The 20,843-nt window shown below is 54.3% G+C and carries 17 protein-coding genes; 6 read left to right on the forward strand and 11 right to left on the reverse strand.

Annotation, left to right across the window (positions count from 1 at the left end; translation table 11 throughout):
- Nucleotides 1–43: 43 nt before the first annotated feature.
- The 5 genes from NST43_RS26930 to NST43_RS26950 all read right to left on the reverse strand — a co-directional run bounded on the left by NST43_RS26930 (nt 44) and on the right by NST43_RS26950 (nt 6,818).
- The gene (locus NST43_RS26930) at nt 44–1,501 is read right to left on the reverse strand and encodes a SulP family inorganic anion transporter (protein WP_339225537.1); all 1,458 of its coding nucleotides are present in this window, start codon (nt 1,499–1,501) and stop codon (nt 44–46) included.
- Between the two features lie 38 nt (nt 1,502–1,539).
- Entirely contained in the window at nt 1,540–2,616 is a 1,077-nt protein-coding gene (locus NST43_RS26935; protein WP_209991797.1) for a bifunctional 3-deoxy-7-phosphoheptulonate synthase/chorismate mutase, read from the reverse strand.
- 487 nt (nt 2,617–3,103) lie between these two features.
- A complete protein-coding gene (locus NST43_RS26940) occupies nt 3,104–5,380 on the reverse strand; it encodes a PAS domain S-box protein (protein WP_339220412.1) in 2,277 nt (758 codons plus the stop codon).
- Nucleotides 5,381–5,588: 208 nt separating this feature from the next.
- Complete coding sequence (locus NST43_RS26945) at nt 5,589–5,990, reverse strand: response regulator (RefSeq protein ID WP_209991795.1); 402 nt, start codon at nt 5,988–5,990, stop codon at nt 5,589–5,591.
- 153 nt (nt 5,991–6,143) lie between these two features.
- Nucleotides 6,144–6,818 carry a Na-translocating system protein MpsC family protein gene (locus NST43_RS26950; RefSeq protein ID WP_339220415.1) on the reverse strand — a complete coding sequence of 225 codons (675 nt, stop codon included), beginning with the start codon at nt 6,816–6,818 and terminating at the stop codon, nt 6,144–6,146.
- A gap of 347 nt (nt 6,819–7,165) precedes the next feature.
- On the opposite strand from NST43_RS26950, the gene NST43_RS26955 reads away from it, so the two are divergent.
- A complete protein-coding gene (locus tag NST43_RS26955) occupies nt 7,166–8,278 on the forward strand; it encodes an LLM class flavin-dependent oxidoreductase (protein ID WP_339220416.1) in 1,113 nt (370 codons plus the stop codon).
- Between the two features lie 479 nt (nt 8,279–8,757).
- Here NST43_RS26955 and NST43_RS26960 read toward each other — a convergent pair whose 3' ends face one another.
- The 3 genes from NST43_RS26960 to NST43_RS26970 all read right to left on the reverse strand — a co-directional run bounded on the left by NST43_RS26960 (nt 8,758) and on the right by NST43_RS26970 (nt 10,780).
- Nucleotides 8,758–8,982 (reverse strand): hypothetical protein, encoded by a 225-nt coding sequence (locus tag NST43_RS26960; protein ID WP_209991792.1) that lies wholly within the window; start codon nt 8,980–8,982, stop codon nt 8,758–8,760.
- 564 nt (nt 8,983–9,546) lie between these two features.
- A complete protein-coding gene (locus tag NST43_RS26965; RefSeq protein WP_209991791.1) occupies nt 9,547–9,774 on the reverse strand; it encodes a hypothetical protein in 228 nt (75 codons plus the stop codon).
- Nucleotides 9,775–9,778: 4 nt separating this feature from the next.
- Nucleotides 9,779–10,780, reverse strand: a complete 1,002-nt coding sequence (locus tag NST43_RS26970; RefSeq protein ID WP_339220418.1) for a TIR domain-containing protein — start codon at nt 10,778–10,780, stop codon at nt 9,779–9,781.
- 239 nt (nt 10,781–11,019) lie between these two features.
- Between NST43_RS26970 and NST43_RS26975 the strand changes: the two genes are divergently transcribed.
- Nucleotides 11,020–12,192, forward strand: a complete 1,173-nt coding sequence (locus tag NST43_RS26975) for an N-acetylmuramoyl-L-alanine amidase (protein WP_339220420.1) — start codon at nt 11,020–11,022, stop codon at nt 12,190–12,192.
- A 7-nt stretch (nt 12,193–12,199) separates the two neighbouring features.
- Here the strand turns inward: NST43_RS26975 and NST43_RS26980 are convergent, their stop codons facing one another.
- From NST43_RS26980 to NST43_RS26990, 3 genes are all read right to left on the reverse strand, one after another.
- Complete coding sequence (locus tag NST43_RS26980; protein ID WP_036694892.1) at nt 12,200–13,204, reverse strand: HD-GYP domain-containing protein; 1,005 nt, start codon at nt 13,202–13,204, stop codon at nt 12,200–12,202.
- Nucleotides 13,205–13,311: 107 nt separating this feature from the next.
- Entirely contained in the window at nt 13,312–14,922 is a 1,611-nt protein-coding gene (locus NST43_RS26985) for a response regulator (protein ID WP_209991788.1), read from the reverse strand.
- A gap of 19 nt (nt 14,923–14,941) precedes the next feature.
- A complete protein-coding gene (locus NST43_RS26990; protein WP_339220422.1) occupies nt 14,942–16,768 on the reverse strand; it encodes a sensor histidine kinase in 1,827 nt (608 codons plus the stop codon).
- A 154-nt stretch (nt 16,769–16,922) separates the two neighbouring features.
- On the opposite strand from NST43_RS26990, the gene NST43_RS26995 reads away from it, so the two are divergent.
- The 4 genes from NST43_RS26995 to NST43_RS27010 all read left to right on the forward strand — a co-directional run bounded on the left by NST43_RS26995 (nt 16,923) and on the right by NST43_RS27010 (nt 20,789).
- Nucleotides 16,923–17,813 (forward strand): sugar ABC transporter permease, encoded by an 891-nt coding sequence (locus NST43_RS26995; RefSeq protein ID WP_209991786.1) that lies wholly within the window; start codon nt 16,923–16,925, stop codon nt 17,811–17,813.
- Nucleotides 17,813–18,649 carry a carbohydrate ABC transporter permease gene (locus tag NST43_RS27000; RefSeq protein ID WP_339220424.1) on the forward strand — a complete coding sequence of 279 codons (837 nt, stop codon included), beginning with the start codon at nt 17,813–17,815 and terminating at the stop codon, nt 18,647–18,649. The genes NST43_RS26995 and NST43_RS27000 overlap by 1 nt, the downstream gene beginning before the upstream one ends.
- 124 nt (nt 18,650–18,773) lie before the next feature.
- A complete protein-coding gene (locus tag NST43_RS27005) occupies nt 18,774–20,090 on the forward strand; it encodes an ABC transporter substrate-binding protein (RefSeq protein ID WP_339220426.1) in 1,317 nt (438 codons plus the stop codon).
- A 174-nt stretch (nt 20,091–20,264) separates the two neighbouring features.
- The gene (locus NST43_RS27010) at nt 20,265–20,789 is read left to right on the forward strand and encodes a putative immunity protein (protein ID WP_339220428.1); all 525 of its coding nucleotides are present in this window, start codon (nt 20,265–20,267) and stop codon (nt 20,787–20,789) included.
- The last annotated feature ends 54 nt before the right edge of the window (nt 20,790–20,843 follow it).

The following is a 20,843-nucleotide window of genomic DNA, read 5'->3' on the forward strand; positions in this document are numbered from 1 at the left end:
TGAAGCCCAATCGCTCCAAAAACAGCCTTCTGTCCTTGATCTCTCAATGGCCGCCCGAAGGCGACAACCCAACCCGCTGCACCAGCCGGGCACTTTCTTCATTTAGACCCGTGAGAGTGACCTTAGTACCCAGTGCCGCGTATTTGTCCATCGTCTTGGCAATAGCCCCCACCGCCGACTGATCCCATACATGGGAACGGCTGAAGTCGATAATCACCTGCGCCGGATCACTGTCATACATGAATTCATTCACGAAATGGCTTGTTGTTCCGAAGAACAGCTGGCCCGATACTCGATAAGTCGTTACAGATGCCGTAGTATGAACACTCAGCTGGATGGAAGCGATTTTCCAGGCAAAAGATAAGGCACTCAGCAGCACGCCGAACAGCACGCCGATCGACAGATTATCGGTAGCTACTACTGTAACCACAGTGACCACCATGACCAGGGCATCGCTTAGCGGAACTCTCCGCAAGGAGGTCAGGGACTTCCATTCAAAGGTGCTGATGCAGACCATAATCATTACACCGACCAGCGCACCCATAGGAATCTGCTTAACAACATCACCCAGCACAAGAATCAGGAACAGCAGGAATATCCCGGAGACAAAAGTGGATAAGCGTGTCCGTCCGCCCGATTTCATATTGACCATCGACTGGCCGATCATCGCGCAGCCTGCCATGCCTCCGAAGAAGCCGGTCACGATGTTGGCCAGCCCCTGCCCCTTCGCTTCCCGGTTCTTGTCGCTGCCGGTGCCCGTGATATCATCAATCAGCGTGGCCGTCATCAGCGATTCCAGTAATCCGACGACCGCGAGTGAGAGCGAATACGGCAGAATAATCAGCAGCGTATCCAGCGTCAAGGGAAGGCTTGGCAGATGGAATACCGGCAGCGCTGAGGTAATAGTCCCCATATCACCCACGGTTCTTACATCCAGACCCAGCACAATGCTCAGTACCGAGACTACGGCAATGGCGACCAGCGCCGACGGCACCGCCTTGGTGAGCCGGGGAACCGTATAGATGATGACCAGCGTAAGAGCCACTAGTGCGTACATGATCCAGCCTTGCCCTTCAAAATGCACCAGCTGAGCCATAAAGATCAGAATCGCCAGCGCGTTGACAAAGCCCGTCATGACCGGCTGCGGCAGGAAGGTGATGAACCGGCCCAGCTTCAGCAGCCCCATCACAATCTGCAGGATGCCAGCCAGCACCGTAGCCGCGAACAGATACTCAATGCCGTGTGACAGCACCAGGCTGCCGACCAAGAGCGCCATCGCTCCTGTCGCCGCCGAGATCATACCCGGCCGCCCGCCGGCGAAGGCCGTTACAATAGCGATACAGAAAGACGCGTACAATCCAACCATAGGGCTCACACCAGCAAGGATGGAGAAAGCAATCGCTTCAGGAATTAAGGCAATAGCCACGGTCATGCCCGATAAAATATCACTCCGTGTGTTGGAGAACCAACCGTTGTTGTATGAGACGACTTGCTTCAAAATTTCAGTTCCTCCTAGTACGTGAATTCACCCTGTTCAATTTAACGGTATAATCCCGAAGCCTTCACTTCATTGAAGAAGGTGTTGAACTCCTCAATATTAAGCTGCTGCGCCGCATCGGACAAGGCAGTAGCCGGATCAGGATGCACCTCTACCATAATACCGTCGGCTCCGGCAGCAAGCGCGGCCTTGGCACATGGAATCAGGATATCCTTGCGTCCGGTGGAATGGGTGACATCGACCAGCACCGGCAGATGGCATTCCTGCTTGAGAATCGGCACCGCCGAGATATCCAGCGTATTGCGCGTCGACCGCTCATAGGTGCGGATACCGCGTTCAATCAGCATAATCTCCATATTGCCGCGGGACATAATATATTCTGCCGCATGAACGAATTCATCCAGCGTGGCGGATAGTCCGCGCTTCAGCAGTACCGGCTTGTTCACTTCCCCTACCGCCTTGAGCAGCTCGAAGTTGTGCATGTTCCGCGCGCCGACCTGAATGACATCCACATAATCCAGCGCTTCTTCAATATGCCGGGGATCTACAATCTCACTAATCGTCAAAAGCCCGTATTCACTCGCCGCTTCACGCAGAATCCGCAGGCCATCCATGCCCAGTCCCTGGAAATCATAAGGTGAGGTCCGGGGCTTGAAGGCTCCGCCGCGCATAACCTTGACGCCTGCCTTCTGCAGGGCCGCAGCGACCGTACGGGTCTGCAGCTCGCTCTCCACCGAGCATGGGCCAGCCACCATCAGCGAGGATAATCCGCCTACAGTAACGCCGCCCGGCAGCTGAATGACCGTATCTTCCGCATGGTCTTTACGCGCTACCAGCAGGGTCTTCTTATGCTCCGTACTTTGCAAATCAAGCGAAGCGGAGAAAATCTGCTTGAACAGCGTGCGGATGGTTCCGTTCGTGAACGGCCCCTTATTGCCTGCCACCATTTTCTCCAGCATCGCCTTCTCCCGTTCAGGATCGAACTTCGGCACACCCTGCTTCTCCTTGAGCACCCCAATCTCCTGAACGATACCGGCACGCTCCGAGATCAGCTCCAGCAGCTGACCGTTAATTTCATCCAATCTTGCTCTCAGCTCATCCAATTCCACATTACTCATTCCCAGACACTCCTTTGTGATATTAATAATTAAGGCTATGAACGAACGCAAAAAGACCCCCCGCCGCAAGGGACGAGGAGCCGTGGTACCACCCTTATTTAGAGCTGAATCCTGCTGACGCATCAGCACATGACGGCATACCTGAAGGTGACCGGCCGTGGATTCATTCTGTCTTACATCCGTTAACGCAGGAAGCGGGCCACCCTACCCATACCTGCTGCAGCAGTGTACTTCAGGGACCGACTCGGAAGTGAACTTCGGCACTAAACGTCTCATGAGGGTGCTCTCAGTCTCCGGCACGCCTTCCCTGTTAAGATCCGCTACGAAGTGCTTACTCTCTTCGTCATTGTCATTACAAGGTATATCAGTGCTGCTTATGCACCAGTTTCTGCTATCTTAATCAAAAAGACTTCCAGATGCAAGACATCACAGCACTGCATTGCAGCTTTACCTCAGTATTGTGATTATTTTGTGAAGAGAGGACTGCTTATTCCTGATCCGCAAAAAATTTCCCGATTACTTTGGTAATGCTGTCGCTTCGCAGCGGCTTGCTGATATACTCGTCCATCCCCGCTTCAAGACATAGCTCCCGGTCGCCCTTGAGCGCGTTGGCCGTCACTGCAACAATGACAGGCTGCTGGTCTGCCGGCTGCTCTGCCCTGATGGCAGCTGTGGCCTCCAGGCCGTTCATCCCGGGCATCTGCACATCCATGAAGATCAGATCATAGCCGTGCCTGGCGGTCATATCGACCGCCTGCCGCCCGTCCTCGGCCACATCGACGACGAAGCCGCGCTTCTCCAGGATTTTGCGCAGGACGATCTGATTGATCACATTGTCCTCGGCTACCAGAATATGCAGGGACCGGCCTTCTGATTGCGGCTCCGGCAGGTTCCCCTCCGGCCCTTCAGCCGGAAGCGCCTGTGCTTCTGTCCGGAGGACCACGGTGAACACAAAGGTCGCCCCTTGCTCGGCGGCTGTATCCAGATAGATCTCTCCGCCCATCCGCTCAACCAATTGCTTGCTGATCGCCAGCCCCAGACCGGTGCCTTCCCCATGGCGGCCCCTGAAATGCTCCAGCTGATAGAACGGCTCGAACAAGCGGCTGCGGGCATCTTCAGGAATCCCTTTCCCTGTATCCGCCACCGTGAACTCCAGCGTTACGCCTGGCGGGCTTGCGGCAATGCACTTCACGCCTACTTTTACCCCGCCGGTACAGGTGAATTTCACGGCATTGCCAGCCAGATTGAGCAGCACCTGCTTCAGCCGCTCCCCGTCCCCGATCAGCCGCTGCGGCACATCCGGCTCCGTCTCCACGCTGAGGATCAGGCCTTTGCGCTCCGCCTTGAGCTGAAGCAGCTCCAGCGCAGAATCCATGCAGTGCTGGAGGATGAACGGCTCGTCCTGGAGTGAAATTTTGCCTGCCTCAATCTTGGAGAGATCGAGAATGTCGTTGATGATATTCAGCAGGGATTCACCGCTCTGGCGGATAATCTCCAGGAACTCCCGCTGCTGCGACCCCGGCTCACTGCTCTCCAGCAGCAGGTCGGTCATCCCGATCACCCCGTTCATCGGCGTGCGGATTTCGTGGCTCATCATGGCCAGGAACTCACTTTTGGCGCGGTTCGTATTCTCTGCGGTCTCCTTGGCAATCAGCAGCTTCTTCTGCTCGGTAATATCCTTGACGATAATATAAAAGCCTACGGTAGACTGGTTGATAATAATCGGCGCAAGGGTGGTCAGAACCTCCACAGAATGCCCGTCCTTATGCCAGATCAGGTTGATATCCTGTCCCACGGAGCCGCTCTGCCGGCGGGGACCGAGTACGTTCTGCAGCTGCCGCTCGCCGATGATCCGGCTGACACTCATGCCTACCATCTCGGGGATCTTATACCCTGTCAGCCTTACCGCCTGTTCATTCCCGTTAATAATATGGCCTTCCAGGTCCAGCGATATGATCGCGTCATGATTATATTTCTTCAGCGATGTATAACGCTCGACCGATTCCTGAAGCTTCTGCTCCACAATCTTGCGCCGGGTCACATCGCGGCCGACAGCCAGCACCCCGCGCTCCCCGCCGTCTTCCACTGTTCTCAGGGAGAATTCAATCCAGATATATTGCCCGTTCGCATGTAATATCCGCAGCTGGATATCAGGCGAGTCAGCTATCTGCTGCGCACTGATTAAGGCCAGATCCTCAGAGTGAACCAGCCTGCTGTTGTCCCGGCCGATCAGCTCCTCCGATCTGTACCCGAGCACCTCTTCCACTGAAGGGGAACAATAGCGGCAGACTGAACCCGGCGCAGCATAGTAGACAATGTCCCTGATGTTGCCGGCAATCAGCTGGTACAGCCGCTCAGGCGTCCCGGAAAGTGCCTCCACCGGTGCCGCAGGCGGCCTTCCGGCCAGATGAACGATATAATACAGACCCGCTCCCGTCGAAGGCTCACTCACCCTCACCACATGTAGCAGAACCGGAAGCACTGAGCCGTCCGCATGGCGCAGCTTGATTTCGGCTTCAAAAAAAGGGGCTGCTCCCGTCCTCAAGCTCCCCATCCTGTGCTTATGTATGTGCAGGCTATCTTCATCCCAGCATGCTGTGAAGCTGCGCCCCAGCAGCTGTTCTGCGGAATATCCGAGCAAGAGGGTTACCGCCGGATTCACATTCGTCCATTCTTCAGCCATGGAGAGAAATGCTACTCCGGCAGTCCCTGTCTTAAATGCCTGTTCAAATGAAGAAGACGTCTCCGTATGCCGCCTTAGCATAAGATCCACCACCCGTTTGGAAGTATTAAATGCGATATTTTATATTAAATCTTCAATATAAATATCTTGCATATCCGGGCGAAAGTCAACTCATGATGTCGAATATAGACGATTCTTATTCAGCGGATTACAGCAGCCCGTGAACCCGCCGCCAGACAGAGATCTCCCCAGTTCCCCACCTTAATGAATCCCCTGTTGCTATTTCGGGCTAAATCTTCTGCAGGTCTTCTCCGTAGAGCAGCCTTTTCACGGTTTCGGTGAACGCTTTAACCTGAAAGGGCTTGGTGATATATTCGGCAAAACCTTTCTTCCTGGCCTGCTCAATATCCGAGCTTTGCGCAAACGCGCTGGTCGCCAGCACCGGAATATGACAAGTCGCCTGATCCTGCTGCAATATTTCCAGAGCTTCATATCCGTTAAGTCCGGGAAGCCCGATGTCCAGAATGATCAGATTCGGCTGAGCGTCCCGCGCCATTTGTAGTCCAAGCTCTGCCGTCTCAGCCTTCAGCAGCAATACGGAGGGCAGGTTTCTTTTGAAGATATGGTGTACTAAGGCCATATTGAGCTGATTGTCTTCCACATATAGTACCGTCCACTTGCACTCCTCCATCTAGCGTATCCTCCTAAAAAATTTCAGCACCCTTAACTGCGGATGGGCACGCGAAAATAAAAAAACCGAAGAAAGGGACCATTCCCCCTTCTTCGGCTCATGTTCGGCTCATTTTCATGTCCGACTCATTTCCACCTATTATATGGTTAGACTTTAGTGAAAAGTATAGGCTATCACGCTGGTATCTTTGTCGAAATCCCAATCCACATAAATATCCGCCAGCTCTTTGCCGAGCATCTGGGCTATCGTGGTGGTATCATCCAAATACCGCTTCTCCATCTTGCGCTTGGTGGTCTTAAGCGTATTCTCATAGCCGAGGCCAATCAATTCCTTCTCCAAAGGAATCATGATACCCTCACGCTTAATAATTAGAATGCGGGGTCCCAGCCACCATGAGTCCGTATGGACCGGTTCCTTCTGGACCTTCTTAGTGACTTCGTTAATCTGGATATGGACTTCCTCGCGTCCGGCATAATCATCAATCGGTACGTCGTCATTCTTGATGAGTGCCACAATCATCCCCGAGGCGTTATGAATACCCCAATCATAAAAAAGCTCGCCGACCTCAACAGCCATGCTCTCCTTCAGGTACGCTGCAAGCTCGGGAAGCAGGGACTTCATCAGAAGCTCCCGTGTATAACGAAACGCCTGTTCTTCTTCCTTATTTAATAAAAACCTCTCCACAGGCCCGATAAAATTACGGATATGCAGGGCTATACATTGCTTCCCGATGGAGGCGTGTATCGATTCAGGACCTTTCCCGAAGCGTTCCCGCAATAGCCTTCCTGTGAAACTGGAAAGTTGGCTAGTAAGTTCTGTAATGCTCATTCAATTTCCTCCAGCATAATATTCTAGTGTCTGCGTGTGTACATCTGGGGAGACGTTCCGCCTGCTGAAAGAAACGGTTCGTTCAACTTAGTATAATCGGTAGCCGCCCAGTTCGTATATATAAAACTTTATGGGATATTTCCCGGACACTCCGATTGCTGAGACAAAAGCTTCTATAAATAGAACGCCCAATATTACAAGTAACCGCAGGGCAAGCGTTACAAACTTCCACTCATATACTTACAATTAGTAAGTTATTGTGATATACTGGGCTATATCCTTGCACTAACGGACAAGCTTAGAAGATAACTGCTACTCAATATTCTGGATTATAAGGGGTCTGTACCATGAACAACCAAGGGAATAATCAAAAGAAGGAAACAAGTCTGCCGGAGTTTGAATTCGGCATTTATACACTGGGCGATATCGTTACCGATTGCCATACAGGGCAGCGGATCAGCCCCCTCCAGCGTCTGCAGGAAGTCATTGCAGCCGCGAAGCTGGCCGATGAAGCCGGGCTGGATGTGTTCGGCGTTGGCGAGCATCACCGGCTGGATTTCGTGATTTCTTCGGTGCCCGTTGTGCTGGCGGCTATTGCCCAGGTTACACAGCGGATCAAGCTCACCAGCGCTACGACCGTGCTGAGCACCATTGATCCGGTCCGTGTCTTCGAGGATTTCGCCACCCTGGACCTGCTGTCGGGCGGACGGGCCGAGATCATCGCCGGGCGCGGCGCTTTCCTGGAATCCTTCCCGCTGTTCGGCTACGAGCTGGAGGATTACAAGCAGCTGTTCAGCGAGAACCTCGACCTGCTGCTCACGCTGAACCAGCATGAGGTTATGAACTGGGCGGGCAAATTCCGCTCCCCGCTGCATAACGCCGAGATCGCTCCGCGCCCGCTACAGCAGAAGCTGCCGCTCTGGATCGGCATCGGCGGTTCGGCCGAAAGTGCCGAGAAGGCCGGTGCTCTTGGCATTGGCATGGCTATCGCTATTCTGAGCGGCAGCCCGGAGCCTTTCGAGAATCTGGCCGGTACTTACCGACGCGCCGGGACAGCCGCCGGCCACCAGCCGGAGGACCTGAAGATCGCCATCACCAGCCATGGCTACATCGCCAAGACCTCACAGCAGGCACTGGATGAGTATTACCCTTATTACTACAGCTACCGTAATAGCATCAGCCCGCGCCCCGGTCAGGAGTACCGGGTCTCGCGCAGCGAATTCGGCCGGTTCACCTCGCCGGACAACACCCTGGCCGTGGGCAGCCCGCAGCAGATCATCGAGAAGATTCTCTATCAGCATGAGCTGTTCGGCCATAACCGCTTCATGACCCAGCTCGACATCGGCGGCCTGCCCTACGCCAAGGTAGCCGCCGCCATCGAGCTGCTCGCCACCGAGGTCGCCCCGGTGGTGCGCCGTGAGCTGGCGAAGAAGCAGCGCGGGATTTCCTCCGCGCAATAGGGGCCATTGCGCTGGATGGGGTGCCGCCTAACTGATTGGCTCATTTAACTAACATCTGTTGGATTCAGGGGCACTCGTGCTCCTGATTTGCTCATTTAGCTAACGTCTGCTTGATTCAGGGGCACTTGTGCTCCTCATTCGCTCATTTAGCCAACTTTTGCTCGATTCAGGTGCACTTGTGCTCCTCATTCGCTCATTTAGCCAACTTTTGCTCGATTCAGGTGCACTTGTGCTCCTGATTTGCTCTTTTAGCCAACTTTTGCTCGATTCAGGTGCACTTGTGCTCCTCATTCGCTCATTTAGCCAACTTTTGCTCGATTCAGGTGCACTTGTGCTCCTGATTTGCTCATTTAGCTAACTTTTGCTCGATTCAGGTGCACTTGTGCTCCTGATTTGCTCATTCAGCTAACTTTTGCTCGATTCAGGTGCACTTGTGCTCCTGATTTGCTCATTTAGCTAACTTTTGCTCCTCATCCAGCCTACTTCCAGCGCCACCAATGGGATTTATCCCTCTCATTTCCCCATCCAGCCCACTTTTCAGCGTCACCAACGGGATTTATCCCTTTCATTTCCTCATTCACCCCACTTCCAGCACCACTAATGGGATTTATCCCTTTCATTTCCTCATCCAGCCCACTTCCAGCGCCACCAATGGGATTTATCCCTTTAATTCCCCCCATCCAGCCCACTTCCAGCACCACCAATGGGATTTACTCCCTCTCATTTCCCCATCCAGCCCACTTTCAGCACCACTAATGGGATTTATCCCTCTCATTTCCCCATCCAGCCCACTTTTCAGTGTCACCAAAGGAATTTATCCCTTTCATTTACACATCCAGCCCACTTCCAGCACCACTAATGGGATTTATCCCTCTCATTTCCCATCCAGCCCACTTTCAGCACCACTAATGGGATTTATCCCTTTCATTTCCTCATCCAGCCTACTTTCAGCGCCACCAATGGGATTTATCCCTCTCATTTCCCCATCCGGCGGAGTCCGCACAGTCATTCTAATACCTTATATTAGTTTTAACTTCAATACCCCGCAGGCGGAGGATGCCACGTATAAGCAGGTGCATCAGGAGAGCGCCTAACCTAAGTAGCAGCCGCCGATCGTTCATTCGTTCATTCGTTCATTCGTTCGTTCGTTCATTCGTTCATTCGTTCGTTCATTCGTTCGTTCATTCGTTCGTTCATTCGTTCAAAAGGACAAAAAAAGCCCCCAGCGATTGCTGGGGACCTGTTCAATAGTATGAATTAGCCAATGTTCAGGCAAATGATGGCTTGTTATTATCCACTTTACCGCTGACCAGCTTCTTGTACTCGTCGTCGCCACCCTCCAGGGATGGTGCCAAATACACGCTTGACGCTGAGGGCGTAAGCTTGGGGCCGGATTTACGTTTGGAGCGGCCTTTGGCTCCCGCGCTGTTGCCGTCACCGCTTGCAGACCGGCGGACAGTACTGGATACACTAACGGCATTCTTCATATTCTTCATCCTGTTAGTCCCCTCCCACTAAATGATTGACGGTGCGGAACAAATCCCGGTTATAGGCCACGACTGCTGTAATATCCTCTGCCGTTAATCTCTGACTTCCCGAGAAGTGCACGGACAGCACATGGTTCTCCCCTAAAGGATAGCATAGGATATATACCTCCGCAACTTCCGTACGCTGTAAAAAAGTCCATTCTTTTGCCAAAAAAGCATCCAGCACCCCCGGCTTCACGCTCCCGTCCCCGAAGGCGGCGAACGGATACATCTGCCCGCGTCCCACATTGCCGCCGACCTGCTTCAGGCCCGCTTCCGCTTCGGCCCGCCACATGGCGGCTCCGATGACCCGGCAGTCCTCCGGGGGCAGGAATGAATTACGGACGGCTTCGCTCAGGGCCTGGTATTTCTCGGCTGCCTGAGGTGGCGTTACATTATTATTATATTGCCAAAAGAAGTGAAGGATACTTTCTTTTCGCCTAAGCTCTGCCCGAAGCTGCAACAGCTCTACAGCCGGGTCGTGGTACATCCCCTGTGCCTGAATACTGTCGATGATCTTGCCGCAGCTCACATCCACCGCCGCTGTAACATTCTCATGCTGCCACTCATATTCCAGCGGGGTTAGTCCCGACAGATCCGACAGCAGATGATACTCTTCCACATTCTCACCCGGAACAAGATCGCTGCGGGCGGGCACCTGATCCGGCAGCAGGCAGAAGACCCGGCCGCGCCGCAGCCGCGCCCAGAACAGGCCCATTTCGAACTGGGTGTTGTCCCGGGTCACATAATAATATTTACCCCTAATCCGGGCTACATCATCCGGTGAGAACACAAAGACGGCAAAATCGCTGATATCCAGATTCCGCTCCAGCGCTTCCATGGTGTATTCATTCGGCCGGAAAGCAGCGGCATACCACGGATGGACCTCAGCGGTCCGCTTCAGCTGTTCGTGGATAGCCCTGGCATAGCGGATAGATTCTCTGGAAGAACCAATGAATAATCTAGGTCTGATCACGGCGGCACTCCTTTGTCTGTTTCCCCAATATGTAATAATTATACAGGCATTTCCTGCTAACGAATAGGGCTTCGGGCGATATTCAGCAGCAGCGCGGGAAGATAAGAGGGATATGGTCAGCAGCGTTGTTAGCGGTAGTTGGAGTAGGTATTTATCTTCAATTTTAATTTTTTAGTGTTCTCCGGCCGATGAAACGGGTAATAGAATGTTATCTCTCCGGGAAATGAGGATTTATTTGTATGCGACAAAAATTACATACTGCAGTCCTGTCAGCCTGTCTGCTGACTTCATCCATACTGGCACCTGTCCTGCCGTCTTCTACCGCTTATGCTGCAACTTCTTACACGGCCAAAGTGTACGCCAGCTCCCTGAATGTACGCAGTGAGCCTGCTGCAAGCGCTGCCGTCACAGGCACTCTGGCTGCCGGAGCCACCGTTACCGTCACTGAAGAGCAGCATGGCTGGCTCAAGGTCCGGGCCGGCTCTGTCTCCGGCTGGGTAGCCGGTTACTATCTGAAGCGTACCAGTGGAAGCTCCTCCACCAGTACCTCTTCCAGCTCCACCGCCTCCAAGGCATCGGCCAAGGCGGCGGTTAAGACCACAGCGGCCTCCAGCGGAACGGCTGTCGTGACCGCGTCTTCCCTGCGCATCCGCAGCGGGCCGGGAACCGGCTATGAGGTGGTCGGTTCCCTGCAATCCGGCAACAAGGTGACACTCCTGCTCCGGCAGGGAGAGTGGTCGCGGGTCCGCACCGCCGGAGGAACCGTCGGCTGGGTATCCTCCGGGTATCTGTCAGGCGGAACCGTCCGCAGCGCAAGCACGGTCAGCTCGAATAGCCAGACTCCGAGTGTTGTACGGAAATCCGGCAGCATCCGGGGCAAGCTGATCATAGTGGACCCTGGCCACGGCGGCACCGATCCGGGCATGCTCGGGACAACCTATGACACGATGGAGAAGGATCTGACGCTCCAGACCTCCCTGTACCTGCGGGATTATCTGACCGCCAAGGGAGCCAGAGTGGAGATGACCCGGACCCGCGGGGACCAGAAGCCTGCGCTCTCCCAGCGGGTGCAGCTCGGACGGCAGCTCGGTGCGGACGCTTTTGTCAGCATTCATTATAATTCATCGCCGAAAAATGTCTCCGGCACGCTGACCTTCTTCTACTCGCAGCAGAATGATCTGCGGCTGGCCCGGGCAGTGGAGACCCGGCTGGGTGAGGGCATTGGCCTGCGCAGCAACGGCCTCTCCTTCGGCGACTACCATATTCTGCGGGAGAATCCGCTGCCGGCCACTCTTGTAGAGCTGGGCTTCCTGTCGAACCCGTACGACGAAGCGATTGTACGCAAGGCGGCTTATCAGCGGAAGGCCGCCCAGGCTGTTGCCGAGGGAGTGGCCGATTATTTTAACAAATAGATAAGAATCAGATGCTGATCTCCCGGATATTAAGCTCCGTTCTTTTGCTGAGATCAATATATTCATCCCCGATGCGGATCAGCGGAGTCTCGATATCATGCGGGTTCAAATAGACAATCTCGCCGACCCGGCCATCGGTTAAGACTACATCACGCCCCACGGACCGCTTCACGACATTCTCCAGAAAAACGGTTACAATATGCGGGTCCAGCGCGCCGAAGCTGCCTCTTCTCATCTGATCCACAATCATATGGAACGGCATCGGTTCATGATACGGGCGCTTGCTGGACATCGCATGAAAAATATCCGCCACGGCCACAATTTTACTGTAAGGATCGATCTGCTCGTCCGTCAGCCCCAGCGGATACCCCTTACCGTCATTTCGCTCATGATGCTGAAGCGCCACCAGGGCAATGCGTGAATTGGCTCCGGTGGTTTCTTTGAGGATCTCGTAGCCGTAGACCGTGTGCTTCTTCACTTGGGTGAATTCCTCGTCCGTCAGCTTGCCGGGCTTATTCAGCAGCTCTGAAGGAATCTTCAGCTTGCCGATGTCATGCAGGGTTGCAGCCATGGAGAGCACGGACAGCTCCGCCTCACTCATCTCCAGCCATCTGCCGATCAGGGTAGACAGCACTGCAACGCCGATATTGTGCTGATATGTATAATCATCCTTGCCCTGCACCGAATGGAACAAGGCGAAGATATCCGGGTTGCGCGAGATCTCCTGAATGACCGGAAGAACATCCTTGCGGATATCCGCCAGCGGGATTTTGCGGGAGATTCTATAGGATTCAAATAATTCCTTGGACAGGTCCACTGTACTGTTGACCATCTTCTGATAGGGGGGCGCCTGGTCAGCCTCATCTGCAAACAGAATGTCGAACCTGTCGATTTTTTGTTTACGGATAAGCTCCAGATGCTCGGCATTCAGCCGGCTCCCCGCCGGAATTACAGTCACTCCATAGGCATTAATCAGGTCATTCTTAATCGTTCTTCCCAGATCATTGTCCATTCTATCCAGCCCTCCCCTATAACCGCAGCTATGTATTTATTGCCCATATAGCTATTATCGGTTGCAGGCCGGGAAATGCTGACAGGCAGTCCGTGAACCTTACATGCTCAGGCTTCTTCTTCCTGCTTGCGGTATTCTCTTGGTGTGAGGCCGGCGGTTTTTTTGAAGACACGGCTGAAATACTTCTCATCCTCATAGCCCACCAGCTCCGCGATCTGCGACAGCCGCAGATTCGTATTCTGGAGCAGCGCCTTCGCCTTCTCCACCCGGAGGCCGGTGAGATAATCCGACAGATTCTCTCCGGTAATCTGCTTGAACTTGCGCGACACATTCTCCCTGCTGATGAAAAAGCGTTCCGCAATATGCTGCAGCGTCATCTCCTGCGCATAGTTCCTGTCCAGGTACTCCCTGATCTCCTGGACGAGCCGGCTGTCCGGCGTCTGCGGGCTGCCCTTGGACAAGCGGTGCAGCAGCGATTTCAACCGGCATTGCCAGTTCTCCACCGAGAACAGCCCTTCGGCGTCATAACAGCGCTCCAGGCTGATCTCTGCCTCCGGCCGCCAGCGCTTCAGAACGTCCAGCATCTCCGTCTCCTGATGCAGCAGAACGCGCTCTGTGAGCAGCGGCAGCCCGGCCAGATGTCCGGCCCACTCCTCCGCCACCCGCTCCATCCGCTCCAGATCGCCGGACAAGACGGCGATTCTGAGCTTATCCAGCCGTCCCTCCAGGCCGTAGTCGTTTGCAGGTCCACTCCCTTCCCCGCGCTTCCTGAAGGGATGAATGCGCCCGTCCCGCTGCAATAGATTCCGCTCCGCAAGCGCCTGTCCAGCCTGTTCAAGGGCAGACCGCAGCCCCTCCGGCAACGGGTTCAGCGGACTAAGCCCGATATCCAGCTGAACGCCAAACGCCTGGCGGATGGCCTCATTCAGGCGGTTAAGCATCTCCTCCGCCTGTGCTACAGCGCTCCACAGCAGAACTACAAGCTCGCCTCCACCCTGCCAGTTGCGGAAGGCGTAGCCGCTCTGGTCGGCCGCCATCACTTCATTGCAGACATTGGCCAGCACGAAGGCCGTCAAGGCCACATCGCCGCGAAATCTCCGCAGCAGATGGCAATCTGCGCCTTGCAGCGGGATGACGGCGATCCTGCACTCCTGCGCCCCAATCGGCATCCCCAGCTCTTCACAGAGGGCCAGCTTCAGCTCATGGAACGAGGCCTGTCCGCTCACCAGATCGGACAGCATCTTGTCCCAGTAGAGCGGACGCAGCGCGTTCAGCTGCATGTTCTGGCGCTGCCGCCGCTTCCGTTCCGCCTCCTCCTCCATCCACAGCTTGAAGGCATGCTCCGCAGAGGCAATCAGCTGCTTGCTGTTCAGCGGCTTCAGCAGATAATCCGTACCGCCGTATACGATGGCCGGCTTCACATAATTGAAATCCTGATACCCGCTGATGACAATCGTCTTCGTATGCGGATAATGACGGTGCAGCCATTCCAGCAGCTCCGCCCCGTCCATCAGCGGCATCCGCATATCCGTGAAGACGACGGCCGGCTGATGCTCCTGCATGATCCGTATCGCCTCCTGCCCGTTGGTCGCCTCATAGATCCCGGAGATATTATAGCTGTCCCACGGAACAAAATAACGGATGGCCTCCCGCACATGCTTCTCATCATCTACAATCAGCACCTTCATCTCAGCCGCTCCTTCAAGAAATAGTCTCAATTCGCAAAAGCCGCCGGAATTAACCGTCAATCTCCTCCAGCGGAATAATCAGCGTAACGGTAAGGCCTTGGCCGTCTTCATTATTCTTCAGCTGCATCTCCGCTGCGCTGCCGAACTGGAGCCGCAGGCGGGCCAGCACATTGTACAGGCCAATCTCCTCCTGGTCCGGCTGGCTGCTGCCTCTGAGGCAGGCCGTAATCTCCTCCAGCCGCTCCGGGCTCATGCCCCGGCCGTTATCCTTCACGGCAAGCACCAGCCTGGCCGCCCCTTCCAGCCTGCACTCTATCTGGATCAGCCCCCCGCTTATGCCGTCAGCGAAGGCATGCTTGAAGATATTCTCCACAATCGGCTGCAGGATCATCTTCGGCAGGATCAGCTCCAGAGCCTCCGGCCCCGCCTGAACCTCCAGCTGCAGATTCTCTTCGCCGAACCGCTCCGTCTGGAGAATCATATAGTTCTGCACATGCTCAATCTCATCACGCAGCGGTACTTGTATACGCTCGGTATTCATCGAATAACGCATCATGCTGCCCAGGGAATAGATGAGATCATACACCTTCGGCGCATTATAGCGCAAGGACAGGCTGGCGATGGATTGCAGCGCATTGTAGAGAAAATGCGGGTTCACCTGGGCCTGGAGCGCCTTCAGCTGATTCGTCTTGTTCGCCAGCTCCAGCCGGTATTCCTTAACGATCAGCTCATTGATCGTGCGGGTCATACCGGTGATCTTGCGGGTGAGCAGCCCGAACTCGTCCTCCCGCTCGGCATCCATATGCGCATCCAGCTGGCCGGTCTGCACCTTCTGCGTGAAGTGAATCAGCTTCTTGATCGGACGGGTGAAGCCGATGGAGATCAGCACGGCACTGATGCCCCCAATCAGCAGGAATAGCAGTCCAATGCCCATATTGAACCGGGTAATCACCCTTGCGTCTGTGTACAGATCCTCATAGGGTACCAGCTTGATAATGCTTCCGCTGAACAAAGGGGCCTTGATCTGCTTGTACATTACGATCCCCTGAAAGCCATCCTTCTTCCAGGCGAAATGCCCGCTGTCCTGCTCTGCGGGGAGACGGCTCCAGCCCGCTGCGACCGGCTTCCCAATCCAGTCCGGATCGGAGGCGAACAGCGCCTCGCCTTGCTCATTCAGCACATACAGGCGCTCTGTGTCCGAAGTGTACATCGACTCCACAATCCCCCCCAGCTCCCCCAGCGTATAATCGATCGACAAATCTGCCAGTACGCTGTCACTAGGGGTCCGGTAGATGGGAAAATGGGCCGTAAAGACCGGCACGCTCCCCGGCTTCAGATTGGGGAAGCCGGACTTCACGCCGTATTGATGATCCATATGCGTCACTTCGAGATACGGGCGGTAAGTTCCTCCGGCTTGCCCCTTGGCGGCATAGTCTGCGTTATCCTCACGGCGGAAAAATCCCTTAAGCAGCAGATTGGACTGCCTGGCGGCCCTCACATACAGATGAATCTGATACGTATTGCGGTCGGAGAGAAACAGATTGTACAGCTGGGTGGAGATGATGGCCCGGGTGTCCGGCAGAATCGTGCCGGGCGGGGCCTGGGCGGCGCTTTTGGCGGTAAGCAGGGTGGTGTAGAAGGAGCTGGGAACATTGATTCCGCTGTAGAGCGACATCGCCTGCTGGTTCATGCCGCTGAAATAACTCCGGAGATTCGCCTCCCCCAGCGTCAGCAGCTTCGTATTCTGCTTCACGGACTGGTCCGTAACCGACTGCCTCGTATAGAGATAAGAGAAGGTCACAGAGATGCCTGACGGGATCACTGACGCCAGCAGCACTAAGGCCATCAGCCGTGTCCGGATGCTGTTCTTGAACATGGGGAACCTCCTACAAGTTGTGTGAGCCGTATGGCCTGCAATATAATCCACTTTTCCCGGCATGAAATGAAGTGTTAGCGGTGGCCCGGGCTTTCTATAATCAAGCTGTGAACCCGTAGATATCTTACCCAAACTTACCCAAAGGAGAGTCCATATGAGAAAAACTCTAGGTATGCAGCGAGGCTGGGGACAGCAAATCGTATTTCTCGGCCCCTGTCTGCTCTTTTTCCTGACCATTGTGGTCACCCCGTTCTTCCTCGGCTTCTACTACTCCTCCACCGACTGGAACGGGCTGGATCTGGACAAAGCGGTCTGGACCGGCGCGGCCAACTGGAAACGGATTTTTATGAATGACGATAAGTTCTGGGAGTCCCTGGTCTTCACCCTGCGCTTCACCGTGATCTCGGTGGTGGCTGCCAACGTGCTTGCGCTGCTGCTGGCCTTCATTCTAATGACGACGCTGAAGACGAAGAAGCTGCTCCGTACCATCTTTTTCATGCCCAATGTGATCGGCGGCATTCTGCTGGGCTACATCTGGCAGTTCATCTTCACCAAGGGCTTCGCTACGATCGGTGAGCTGACCGGGATTTCGTTCTTCCAGCTGCCCTGGCTGGGCACGCCAAGCACCGGGTTCTGGGGTCTGGTCATTGTGTTCGTCTGGCAGACGGCCGGGTATATGATGGTCATCTATATCGCCGGACTGGCCGGGATTCCGAAGGATCTCATTGAAGCTGCCCGCATAGACGGTGCACGCGCTCCGCAGCTGTTCAAGAGCGTCTACATCCCGCTGATTATGCCGGCGATCACCATCTGCCTGTTCCTGACAACCTCCAATGCCTTCAAAATGTTCGACCTCAACCTGTCGCTGACCAAAGGCGGACCGGGCACCTCGACGCAGTCGCTGGCCTATAACATTTATGCGGAGGCACTGATCAACAACCGGTATGGCCTGGGTACAGCCAAAGCGCTGCTCTTCTTCGCCGCCGTCTCCCTGATCACCGTCACCCAGGTCTGGCTTACCAAACGAAAAGAGGTGTCCGCCTAATGAACAGCAGCCGCTACCGCCCGGGCAACTTCATCCTCGAAATTGCCGCCATTCTGCTGGCTATTGTCTTCCTGTCACCATTCTATCTGGTCCTGAGCAATTCGGTTAAAGGGCTGAAGGACATCCTGATCGATGCCGCTTCCTGGCCGCAGGTGTTCCACTGGAGTAACTATTCCAAGGTATGGGATGCCATTAACTTCCCGCAGGCCTTCTTCAATTCTTTGCAAATTACGATTCTAAGTGTTATCTTCATTGTCCTGTTCAGCTCGATGGCCGCTTACCAGATTGTGCGCAAGCCGACGCGCTTCAATTCCTTCGTGTTCCTGCTGCTGGTCTCGGCGATGATCATCCCTTTCCAGTCGCTCATGCTGCAGTTGGTCCGGGTGACCAGCCTGCTGGAGCTGCGCGGCGAGCTGTATGGCATTGTGGCCTGTTATCTCGGCTTCGGGATGCCGCTGTCTGTCTTTCTGTTCCACGGGTTCATCAAGACGGTGCCGCTGGAGCTGGAGGAAGCCGCGCGGGTGGACGGCTCGAATCCGTACGGCGTGTTCTTCCGGATCGTCTTCCCGCTGCTGCTGCCGATTATTGTAACCGTCATTATCCTGAACACGCTGTGGATCTGGAATGACTATCTGCTGCCTGTCCTGGTGATCGGCGGGAATAAGGATCTGACGACCCTGCCCGTAGCTGTGACCAAGTTCTTCGGTCAGTACACCAAGAAGTGGGATCTGGCCCTTGCGGGTCTCGTCATGGCGATCACGCCTATTCTCTTGTTCTTCCTGTCCCTCCAGCGTTATATTGTGGAAGGCGTGACGGCAGGCTCCATTAAAGGATGATCACTCGGCCGGCTTTCCTTTGCAGCAATAATATCCACTTTTTCGAGCAACATATGAAGTGTAAGTCATCTATTAATTCCATTACGCTCTAAGAGCAGGAACCACAGACCAGGGAGGTTATTCTATGAAAAGAAAGTTCGCATTCATCATGGCAACCGTTTGCACCCTCATTATCGCAGGTTGCGGGAACAGCGGCAATACGAATTCCGCAGGCAATGGAAGCGCTACGAATGCTCCTAACGCGTCAACCGAATCCGCAGCACCGGAAGCCGGCAAAGCGCCTGCCAAGGATGTTACGATCAAGATGTTCCAGTTCAAGGTGGAAATTGCCGAGCAGCTGAATGCACTCGCCGAAGAATATGAGAAGGAGACGGGTGTGAAGGTGGAGGTCGAAACGCACGGCGGCGGTGAGGATTACGGCGCGCTGCTGAAGGCGGAGATTGCCTCCGGCTCTGAGCCTGAGATTTTCAATAACGGTGGGTATATAGCTCTTGTTCCTTATATGGACCGCGCCACCGACCTGAGCAATGAGCCTTGGGCCGCCCAGCTGATCCCGACCGCCAAGACACCGGCAACCGTAGACGGCAAGCTCTATGGCATGCCTATGAATGTAGAAGGCTACGGGCTGATCTACAACAAGGATCTGTTCGCCAAAGCCGGTATTACGGAAGAGCCCAAGACGCTCCCGCAGCTCAAGGATGCCGCAGCCAAGCTGAAGACCGCCGGCATCACGCCGTTCGAAGCGACCAATGAGTGGTGGTCGATGGGGATTCATCTCGTTAACGTAGGAATGGCCCACCAGCCTGATCCGAAGCAGTTCATTGACGATGTGAAGGCGGGCAAACAGACCATCAAGGGCAATGCCGTCTTCAAGCAATGGCTGGATCTCGTCGATGTGATCATAGGTAATGCCCAGGACAACAAGATGACTACCGATTATGCAACCCAGGTGGCTGAATTCGCCTCCGGCAAGGCCGCCATGATGCTGCAAGGGAACTGGACGCAAGGCGATATCGATAAAATCGATCCGGCCCTGAACCTGGGCCTCCTCCCGCTCCCGATCAATAACGAAGAAGGCACCATCCTGGTAGGTGTGCCTAACAACTATATCGTGAACAGCAAATCCGCACATCCGGAGGAAGCCAAGGCCTTCCTGAACTGGATGGTCAGCTCAGAAACCGGCCAGAAGTATCTGACCAAGGAGTTCAAGTTCATCCCGGCGGAAGCGAACATCACCGCAGACGCCGCCGATATCGGCCAGGTCGCCGTAGCCGTGCAGGAGAAATCCGGGAGTGCGCTGGGCTGGAACTGGGATATGTTCCCTGACGGCGTGACCCAGGGCTTCGGCGCTGCCATGCAGGAATACCTCGGCGGCCAGCTGAACCATGACCAGCTGCTGGAGAAGCTGGATAAGGCGGTGCAGGATATTGTGAAGCAATAGGACGGAATGCTTTTAGACTAGGGGGTGTCCTCAGCAGCCGGCAAACGGTACTGAGGCACTCCTTTTTGGGGTATGCGGTTGACATCCATGGGCCGTTTGCATTCGGATAAATTTTGGATGTAAAATTTGTTATATCCCCATACCCCTCTGTTCAAAAGGATAGGAGTGTTTTCAGTGAAATTAGAAGACTATGCATGGAATACGCATGAGCAGATATTAAAAGAAGCACAAATCGAATTTAAACATAGTAGCCCTAAAATAAAAATTATAGATAACAGCAATTTGCGAAATCGAATTGAAGAAGCTCTTGAAAAAATGCCGCAAAAGTTACTTGCCGAATGGGCTTTGAGAGTCGCTACTCCATACTTAGATTATCTTGATGATTCTTTAAAGGATGACCCGCGAATACATCTGGGGATTGAGACATTACAAAAACGAATAGACGGAAGGATTCGAGCCTTCGATTTACGAAAGGTTGGATTTGCAGTGAATGAATTGGCGAAAGAATCCAAAACAGATATTAGCAAACATGCTGCGCGTTCCTTCGCCCAAGCCATTGCGACAGGACATATGAGGGGACATGCTTTAGTTAGCAGTGACTACGCGATAAAGACAACGAATTCTTTAACGGGTAACTCTATAGATGCTTCTACAAAGGAAAGGGAAAGACAATTAAAGTTAACGGAGCTTTTAGGCTGAAACCAAAACAAAAGGCCCTCCTCTAAAGCCATTTTATGGCTAAAGGACGACCTC

It is taken from the genome of Paenibacillus sp. FSL H8-0332, assembly GCF_037963835.1.
Lineage (GTDB): Bacteria > Bacillota > Bacilli > Paenibacillales > Paenibacillaceae > Paenibacillus_AQ > Paenibacillus_AQ rhizoplanae.

Excerpts from the sequence above, each read along its gene's own strand:
- NST43_RS26955 (WP_339220416.1), top strand. The coding sequence starts at position 7,166 with ATGAACAACCAAGGGAATAATCAAAAGAAGGAAACAAGTCTGCCGGAG.
- NST43_RS26980 (WP_036694892.1), bottom strand. The coding sequence starts at position 13,204 with ATGGACAATGATCTGGGAAGAACGATTAAGAATGACCTGATTAATGCC.
- NST43_RS26995 (WP_209991786.1), top strand. The coding sequence starts at position 16,923 with ATGAGAAAAACTCTAGGTATGCAGCGAGGCTGGGGACAGCAAATCGTA.
- NST43_RS26965 (WP_209991791.1), bottom strand. The coding sequence starts at position 9,774 with ATGAAGAATATGAAGAATGCCGTTAGTGTATCCAGTACTGTCCGCCGG.
- NST43_RS27005 (WP_339220426.1), top strand. The coding sequence starts at position 18,774 with ATGAAAAGAAAGTTCGCATTCATCATGGCAACCGTTTGCACCCTCATT.
- NST43_RS26940 (WP_339220412.1), bottom strand. The coding sequence starts at position 5,380 with ATGCTAAGGCGGCATACGGAGACGTCTTCTTCATTTGAACAGGCATTT.
- NST43_RS26950 (WP_339220415.1), bottom strand. The coding sequence starts at position 6,818 with ATGAGCATTACAGAACTTACTAGCCAACTTTCCAGTTTCACAGGAAGG.
- NST43_RS26945 (WP_209991795.1), bottom strand. The coding sequence starts at position 5,990 with ATGGAGGAGTGCAAGTGGACGGTACTATATGTGGAAGACAATCAGCTC.
- NST43_RS27000 (WP_339220424.1), top strand. The coding sequence starts at position 17,813 with ATGAACAGCAGCCGCTACCGCCCGGGCAACTTCATCCTCGAAATTGCC.
- NST43_RS26935 (WP_209991797.1), bottom strand. The coding sequence starts at position 2,616 with ATGAGTAATGTGGAATTGGATGAGCTGAGAGCAAGATTGGATGAAATT.
- NST43_RS26975 (WP_339220420.1), top strand. The coding sequence starts at position 11,020 with ATGCGACAAAAATTACATACTGCAGTCCTGTCAGCCTGTCTGCTGACT.
- NST43_RS26990 (WP_339220422.1), bottom strand. The coding sequence starts at position 16,768 with ATGTTCAAGAACAGCATCCGGACACGGCTGATGGCCTTAGTGCTGCTG.